Source organism: Nocardioides sp. (assembly GCF_036401255.1).
Classification (GTDB): domain Bacteria; phylum Actinomycetota; class Actinomycetes; order Propionibacteriales; family Nocardioidaceae; genus Nocardioides.
In genome coordinates, this window is record NZ_DASWVI010000052.1 from 1 (window position 1) to 7221 (window position 7221).

Sequence of the window (7221 nt, forward strand, 5' to 3'; positions counted from 1 at the left end):
CGCCGGCTCCACTCGCTGGTGCCTTCTGCCTTCTTCGTGGCTGCGCGCCGCATCAGATGCAGCCCTTGCCGAGGATCCCGTTGAGCATCCCGGGCAGCACCAGGTAGGCGATCGCGCAGGCGAACACGACCACCACCGAGATCACGCCGACCTTGGAGGCGTGCGGCAGGGAGAACACTCGGCCGGCGATGATCGCGCCGATGGCGATGATGATGCCGAGACCGAACAGGACGATGACGCCCCACAGCACGTAGCTGGTGATCTCGTTGGTGGGGCCGACAGCACCCGGGGGCGCCTTAGGGCAGACAGCCATCACGGTGGTTGCGGTTGCGGTCATGACGTCCATGGGTGGACTTCCTTTCTGGGTTGCTGACCCCGGGCGGGTCAGGCGCTTTCGCTGGTGTCGGTAGGCAGATGTGCGGGCTCTAGCAGCTGACGTGCTGCCGAGATCAGGGGGGCCGGGACGGGTCGGGAGTCCAGGCCCTTGACCGCGAGCTCGCGGTCCTCGGGAATCTCCACGCACCGGTCCGCGTCCAGGGCGCGGCGGACGGCGGGGCCGCCGGCGTGCTCGAGGCCGCGCGGCCACTTCTTGCGACGGGGCCCGCGGACTGCGAGCGCGATCTGCTCGGACTTCCAGTAGCCGGCCAGCAGGTCCATGGCGACTCCGGCGCGACGCATCCCGGGGACGGTGGCGGTGGTGACCAGGACGATCTGGTCGGCGACGCGGACGGCTTCGGCCAGCCAGCAGTCGGTGGCCAGCAGCTGGCCGGCCTCCCAGCCGATGTCGAGAATGGTCAGCTGGGTCTGGTTCTGTGCCTCGGTGGGCAGCGGGACCTCGTCGACGCCGGCGAGGACCTCGCTGGCGCGCTCGAGCAGGACGTGGTCGCGCTTGCCCTGACGCCAGTCGGTCGGGTGCAGGCCGAGCTCGGCGGTGCTCGCCGCGGCGAGTCCGGAGGCGGTGACCGAGCAGCACTCGATGACTCGGACCGGGGCGGCTGCCGCCAGCCCGGTGGCCAGGGCGACGGTGCTCGCGCCGACCGAGCCCGCGGACCCGATCACGGCGATGGTGTGCTCGCCGTCGGCCGGCGACCAGTTGTCCTCAGCGGCGGCGCCGCGGCCGCGCGGACCCTTGCCCGCGCCGGGACCGGTGCGGAACTCGCCGGCGTTCAGTGCCTGCCAGGCGCGCTTGAGCTCGTCAACGCCGACCGGGCGGCTCGGGTTGTGGGTACTCACTGGGCCTCCCCGAGAGTGCCGCGGCGGAACTCGAGCGCGGCGCGGACCTCGGCCGGGGTCAGGGTCGCCAGCTGCGCCTTCGCGGCCTGGACTTCGTGCAGCTGGGCGACGCAGCCGGTCAGCTGCTCGATCGCCTCGATCTCGCGGCCGGCGATCGCGAACAGCTCGGCGACCTGCTCCGGCGTACGGGTCTTGCCGTCGTGGGTGTTTGTCATGGGCTCCACCACCTCCAGTCGCCTATGTGGCGCGGGGTGGCGCGAGCGATCACTTCCGGGCCGATTCGTCATGGCCGAACTTCCTCGGGGCGGCCGCGGCGAGGGCGCGCATGGAGCGAGAGCCGTGGCGACGGACCGTTGCCTCAGAGACCCCGACGCGGGGCGCGACCCGGCTAGACACCTCGTTGCTGAGCAGGCCGCCGTACCCGCGCGCCAGCCTGCGGGTCTCGACTCGGTCGGCCTCCTCGACCAGGCACAGCAGCAGGTACCGGTCCGCGGGGCTGATCACCTTGTGGTCGCAGGCCCACGCGAGCAGCTCCAGGAGCTCCTCGGTGGCCGACGGCTCCTCCTGCTCGGGTCCGGCGTCGGCGAGGATCTCGGGGCGGTGGAACAGCGCGCCGGCGACCCGCTCGGTCGTCATCTCGGCCGAGTACCCGGCACCCCCGTCGACGCTCGTCAGGTCGCCGGCCGAGAAGGACTCGACGAGGGTGGTGTTGGCCCAGGTGCGGTCGGCGCGCGAGACGTAGAAGAAGTCGCCGACCTCGCGGAGGACACCGACGCGGGTGTTGATCAAGATGTTGGCCGCGACCTTGCGGGTCCGGCGCCACTTGAAGGTGCGCACCTCGATCCACAGCTGGGAGGCTACGAGCTCGTCGACCCGCTCGACTGCTGACCAGGTGCCGGCCATCACCGGCTGGCTGTCGCGGAAGACCTCGCGTGGCGGGAGGGTGCTCAGCCAGCCCGCGAGCCGGCAGGCGCCGGGCAGCAGGCACTTGGCTAGAGCGGCCGCAGCGGCGATGTCGTCGCCGCCGTCGGGGGCCGCCAGCATGGCCAGCGCGAGGAGAACCTGGTCGGACGTTTCGTGGTCCACCGTCGGTAGCCAGGAGCGGAGGTCGTCGAAATTGTCGACCACACCGAGGCGCTGATCGGCGGCCACCCAGGCCGGCCACTTCTGGCGGGCCTGGTCGAGCAGTTCGCTGTTGTCGTCGAGGCCGAGCTGGTCGCCCACACTCATCGCGCTCGCTCCTTTCGTCCGTGGCTGAGCACGGCAGAAAGGTCGCGAGCGGGCGTCCCCGCATCCGTCCCCCCAAACCCCTGATTTCGAGGGGGGACGCCTGCTCGACGGGGGGACGGTCGTTGCGTTTGCGCAGGTCAGAGCGGGGGGACGCCCCCGTCCCCCCGAAAAATGAAAGAGTTCCCAGCCGACCCTTGCGCGGCCTTCTCATGTCGAGATGCAGCGAACATTGCGCAGCGTGCTTTGCATGTATTCACGACTGAATCGGTAGGGATTCAGGCAGTGCCGCCCTGCGTCGGGGTGACTGCAGCGCCGGTCAGCACCGCGCGTTCGGACGCGCTCGCGCGGCGTCAGCGGCTACCGGGAGACTGGTCCAGTGGCTACCGCAGCTGGGGATCGGACGACGACGCATCGGCGTACGACCGTTGGTTGGCCGTTCGCGACGGGATGCGCGATCGGGATCCTCGGCGGGTTGATCGGCCTCGGCGGCGCTGAGTTCCGGCTACCTCTGCTGATATCGCTGTTCGGATTCGCGGCCCTCCAGGCCGTGATCCTGAACAAGGCGATGAGCCTGATCGTGGTCATCGCCGCACTCCCCGCCCGAGGTTTCGCCGTCGCCTGGGCGGATGTCGCTGACCACTCGTGGGTGGTCGTCAACCTATTGGCGGGCTCATTGGTCGGAGCGTGGGCGGCCGCCGGCTGGGCTGTCCGGATGCACTCCCGGACCCTGCACCGCGTGCTAGCCGTCCTCCTGGTGGCCATCGCGGTCGTGCTCGCGGCCACCCACTCACTCGCCCTCGATCCGCTGCCGCGTGCCGTGCTGGGGGTGTTCGCGGGCTGGTGATCGGCATGGTGGCCGCGTTCATGGGTGTCGCCGGCGGCGAGCTGCTGATCCCCACGATCGTGCTTCTCTTCGGCGTCGACATTCGTCTGGCAGGCAGTCTCTCGCTGCTCGTCTCTCTGCCGACCATGCTCATCGCGTTCGCCCGCTACAGCCGCGACAGCACCTTCGCCGTACTCCGTCAGAACACTCGGTTCATCATCCTGATGGGTGCCGGGTCCGTCACCGGGGCGTTGGTCGGCGTCGTCGCACTGACCGTGGTCGCCGGGCCTGCCCTCATCGGAGCCCTCGCCCTCATCCTGCTCGTCTCGGCCGCCAAGGTCTGGCGTCACGCTGACAACTGAACCATGACGGAGACCCCCCGCCGGCTATTGCTCACCAGGCTTCGCACCCGGGCCTTGCATCCCGTACCTAGGTCCGGGTTTACCGTCGAGGCATGACGATGAATCTCCTCGGGGACGACTGGGTCCCCGAAGCCTGCATCCTCCCGACCGTCGACCAGCCAGTACGCCGGAGCGAGTTCGACGACCTGTTCGCCAACGATGTCCTCGCGGTCTTCCGGGAGTCGCCGAACCGGATCCGACTTGAGCTGCGTCCGGCCCCGGCGTCGACAGCGCGCGCCGCAGACCTCGCCGTGAAGGAGACCGGCTGCTGCTCGTTCTTCTCCTTCCAGCTCGCCATCGCCGACGGCCAGGTGTCGCTGGCAGTCGAGACCGCGCCGACGCACCAGGCCGTGCTTGAAGCGTTCGGCGCCCGCGCCGAGTCCCGAGCAGGAGCCGCCTCGTGAGCACCGGTCTGCGCGCCGGGCAGGTCGCCGACGCGGCCGGGGTCAATGTGGAAACGCTGCGCTATTACGAGCGACGCGGGATCATCCCCGAACCCGACCGCAGCCTGGGCGGCCACCGCCTCTACTCGGATGCAACCGTGACGACCCTGCGGGTCATCAAGGCCGCACAGCGGCTCGGGTTCACTCTCGACGAGGTCGCCGAGCTCCTCGAAGCCGGTCGCCACCACCACGGTGCTGCCGGCGGCCTGCAGTCCCGCACCGAGGCCAAGCTCGCTGAGGTCGACCAGAAGATCGCCGACCTGCAAGTGATCCGGGACAGCCTGCTCGCCGCGCGTGACGCCGGCTGTGACGACCTGATCCAGTGCGCCGAGTCGGACTGCTGCCCGATCCCCTTCGTCCAGATCGCGACCCACCCCGAGACGAGCAAGCCGTGAACCTCTCCCTCAAGGACCGTCACCTCTACGGCGCCGGGGCGGCGGCCTGCGCAGTCTGTTGCGCCGCACCGATCCTCACCCTGCTCGGGATCGCCGGCGCCGCAGCCACGGTCGCGACCTTCGTCTTCGCCGGCGCCGTCTTCGGCCTGGTCGTCGCGGCCGCCGCCGCGCTCGCGGTGTGGAACCAGCGGCGCCGGCGCCGGCGAGCAACCTGCGAAGTTGCGACCGGACCGGTGGACATCGAGCTGACCACGACGCGATCCGGGACCGACGCGTGATGTCGGCTCGCCCCCACCCATCGGCTCCGACCGGATGGGGCACTGACTGACAGGATCGCCCTCATGGACATACTGCGATCGATCACGCTGTTCGTCGTCGCCGCGATCGCTGAGATCGGCGGCGCCTGGCTGGTCTGGCAGGGCGTCCGGGAGCAGAAGGGCCTGGCCTGGATTGGCGCCGGCATCATCGCACTCGGCCTCTACGGTTTCGTCGCGACGCTGCAGCCCGACGCCCACTTCGGACGCATCCTGGCCGCCTACGGCGGGGTGTTCGTCGCCGGGTCCCTGGCCTGGGGCATGGCCCTCGACGGGTTCAAGCCCGACCGGTGGGACATCGCCGGCGCCCTCGTCTGCCTTCTCGGCGTGGCCATCATCATGTACGCGCCCCGGGACGCCTGACGCGCCGCCGCTCCCGGCCGCGCCGGACCTACCCTGCCCCATCAACGTCCCACGTCTGGCTCCACGCTGACTGAACCGGGCCAACCGCCAGTCGGCGACTTTGTACGCCGTCCGCCCCTCAGGTCGATTCGTGCAACGTTCAGCACTGGCGAACGTCCAATCTTGCGTGCATCTCGACATCATGCGCGGTCGAGCGGCCCCGGACGGCATTCGACGCGGCGCCGGTCCGGCGCCGGCGCAGCTTCATCTCCCCGACCCGGCCGCCGTGAGTTTCTGGATCTCCTGCGTTGCTCGATCGGCCGTGCTCTACTAGGCGCCGAAGCCCCAGGTGACCCGAGACGCCTGGGGCTTTCCCCTTCGCAAAGGTGGCCCGCGCAGGCCGGATACTCGCCGCCGGCCGGGCTCGATCCGAGGCCCCATAGAACGAGAACAGGTCCCCGTCCTGCTCCGAGGACGGGGACCTGTCTCCTGTGGTCGCTGAGTGGCTACCGGCCACTCACTGCGTCAGCACCTGGGCCTCACCGATGCGGATCGGCAGCGCGTCGGTGGTCAGGTCGAACTCGATGGTTCCGGACTGACCTCCGCCGGCCCACTCGACGACCCAGTGGCTCGTGGCGGTGACCTGGTAGGCCCCATCGGGCTGGTCCGTCGACATCTTCTCGTAGCGGTGCCCACATGTCGGCGAGTCCTGCTTGCCGTAGTGGTCGGCGTACGGGGTGCCCTTGCCTGTGCAGGTCACCGTGGTCCCGTCACCCATGTCCCAGACGATGCTGGAGACGCTGGCGGTGGCACTGACCGACACCGACCCCTCGCTGGCCGACGCAGTGATCGGACCGAATGTGTCGTCCGTCGGGCTGTCGACCCACATCCACACCGGCAGCCCGACAAGGCCAACCCGGTCCGGACCCGATTCGGGGACGATGCCGATCTGGATGGGATCCAGGTCCATCGAGGCGATCGCGCGCTGGGCGAGCACCACAGGGTCGATGGTGACTTCTTCGCCGGTCTGCACCCACGTGTACTCCCAGGACGATCCGGGCGGCGGGAAGTAGCAGACGTGCCAGGCGCCGTCTTCGTTCGTCTGGCCCGCGGGCGGCTGAAGATCTTCGCCCAGCTCACCAGCCGAAGGTCCGATCCAGCACTCGTGAAGGCTGCTCCACACCGACCCTCCGGGGCCGGTGCACGGAATCTCTCTCCCGTTGTAGTTGCAGGTGGAGGAGCCGCCGGTGTCGTCCCCGTCACCGCCGTTGCCGCCCTGGCCGCCACCATCATCCTCGTCCTCACAGACGACCTCGCCCGTCTCCTCGTCGACGTCGCAGCCATCAGCGTTGGCCGAGGGTGCCACTGCGACCACGACCACGAACGACGCGCCGAGCACCGCCAGCAGAGCGATGATGCGCCTCAGCATGACTCCTCCCACAGGAGGTCAGATTCGGTCACCTTCCACGCGCCCTTGTCCTTGACGAGGGTGTACTTGACGGGCGCTGGGTTGCGGAGAGGGTTGCCGTCAGGAGAGGTGTAGTCGGGCGTCCGCACCTTGCCCTTCACCTTCACGGTTACTCCTGAACGGTCCTCGCAGTCCGTGATCTCGATCGAGCCGCCGCGGTTTCGCGGCTCCCCGAGCGTGTGGACGTAGCTGCCGGTCTTCGTGACGTCGGCAATCTTCATGTCGACGACCGCTTCCTGCAGCTCAAGAAACTCTTCACCCGTCGCGACCGGGTTGAGGGTCTTGAAGTCGATCGTCCGCTTGCGGTGGGCCAGGTCCCTCACCTCGAGGTACTTCGTCAGCTGGGCCGCCGCCTTCTCCTCCGGTGTCTTCGGAGTCGGCGTGCTGGTGGGTGTCGGCGAGGGGGACTGGCTCGGGGTCTCCTGGACTGTGGGCTCGGTGTCGTCGCCGCCGCAGCCCGTCAGGGTCAGGGCGAGGGCGAGGGCCACTCCCCCGAGTGCGGAGTGGTGCTTCCTCATGTGGTGTCTCCTCCTGTGGTGGGCGACGCCATGACTGACCGCTGGCTGACGTCG

At 69.4% G+C, this 7221-nt stretch carries 12 protein-coding genes; 6 read left to right on the forward strand and 6 right to left on the reverse strand.

The window, feature by feature from the left end; translation table 11 throughout:
- Positions 1-52 precede the first annotated feature (52 nt).
- The 4 genes from VGD85_RS02460 to VGD85_RS02475 are packed head-to-tail and all read right to left on the reverse strand — an operon-like array spanning position 53 to position 2463.
- Entirely contained in the window at positions 53-337 is a 285-nt protein-coding gene (locus VGD85_RS02460) for a hypothetical protein (protein WP_246056794.1), read from the reverse strand.
- Between the two features lie 47 nt (positions 338-384).
- Entirely contained in the window at positions 385-1233 is an 849-nt protein-coding gene (locus VGD85_RS02465; protein ID WP_331061862.1) for a hypothetical protein, read from the reverse strand.
- Positions 1230-1448, reverse strand: coding sequence for a hypothetical protein (locus tag VGD85_RS02470; RefSeq protein ID WP_331061863.1), 219 nt, complete (start codon positions 1446-1448; stop codon positions 1230-1232). The genes VGD85_RS02465 and VGD85_RS02470 overlap by 4 nt, the downstream gene beginning before the upstream one ends.
- Positions 1449-1497: 49 nt before the next feature.
- Positions 1498-2463, reverse strand: coding sequence for a hypothetical protein (locus VGD85_RS02475; protein ID WP_331061864.1), 966 nt, complete (start codon positions 2461-2463; stop codon positions 1498-1500).
- 376 nt (positions 2464-2839) lie between these two features.
- Between VGD85_RS02475 and VGD85_RS02480 the strand changes: the two genes are divergently transcribed.
- The 6 genes from VGD85_RS02480 (at position 2840) to VGD85_RS02505 (ending at position 5202) form a co-directional block, all read left to right on the forward strand.
- Positions 2840-3307, forward strand: coding sequence for a TSUP family transporter (locus VGD85_RS02480; protein WP_331061865.1), 468 nt, complete (start codon positions 2840-2842; stop codon positions 3305-3307).
- Positions 3308-3312: 5 nt separating this feature from the next.
- On the forward strand, positions 3313-3648 hold the full coding sequence (locus tag VGD85_RS02485; protein ID WP_331061872.1) for a TSUP family transporter: 336 nt from the start codon (positions 3313-3315) through the stop codon (positions 3646-3648).
- A 92-nt stretch (positions 3649-3740) separates the two neighbouring features.
- The gene (locus VGD85_RS02490; protein ID WP_331061866.1) at positions 3741-4091 is read left to right on the forward strand and encodes a hypothetical protein; all 351 of its coding nucleotides are present in this window, start codon (positions 3741-3743) and stop codon (positions 4089-4091) included.
- Entirely contained in the window at positions 4088-4525 is a 438-nt protein-coding gene (locus VGD85_RS02495; RefSeq protein ID WP_331061867.1) for a MerR family transcriptional regulator, read from the forward strand. The genes VGD85_RS02490 and VGD85_RS02495 overlap by 4 nt, the downstream gene beginning before the upstream one ends.
- Positions 4522-4803 carry a hypothetical protein gene (locus VGD85_RS02500; protein ID WP_331061868.1) on the forward strand — a complete coding sequence of 94 codons (282 nt, stop codon included), beginning with the start codon at positions 4522-4524 and terminating at the stop codon, positions 4801-4803. The genes VGD85_RS02495 and VGD85_RS02500 overlap by 4 nt, the downstream gene beginning before the upstream one ends.
- A gap of 63 nt (positions 4804-4866) precedes the next feature.
- Positions 4867-5202, forward strand: a complete 336-nt coding sequence (locus tag VGD85_RS02505; protein WP_331061869.1) for a YnfA family protein — start codon at positions 4867-4869, stop codon at positions 5200-5202.
- A gap of 496 nt (positions 5203-5698) precedes the next feature.
- Here the strand turns inward: VGD85_RS02505 and VGD85_RS02510 are convergent, their stop codons facing one another.
- Positions 5699-6610, reverse strand: coding sequence for a hypothetical protein (locus VGD85_RS02510; protein WP_331061870.1), 912 nt, complete (start codon positions 6608-6610; stop codon positions 5699-5701).
- Positions 6604-7167 carry a hypothetical protein gene (locus tag VGD85_RS02515; protein WP_331061871.1) on the reverse strand — a complete coding sequence of 188 codons (564 nt, stop codon included), beginning with the start codon at positions 7165-7167 and terminating at the stop codon, positions 6604-6606. The genes VGD85_RS02510 and VGD85_RS02515 overlap by 7 nt, the downstream gene beginning before the upstream one ends.
- Positions 7168-7221 lie beyond the last annotated feature (54 nt).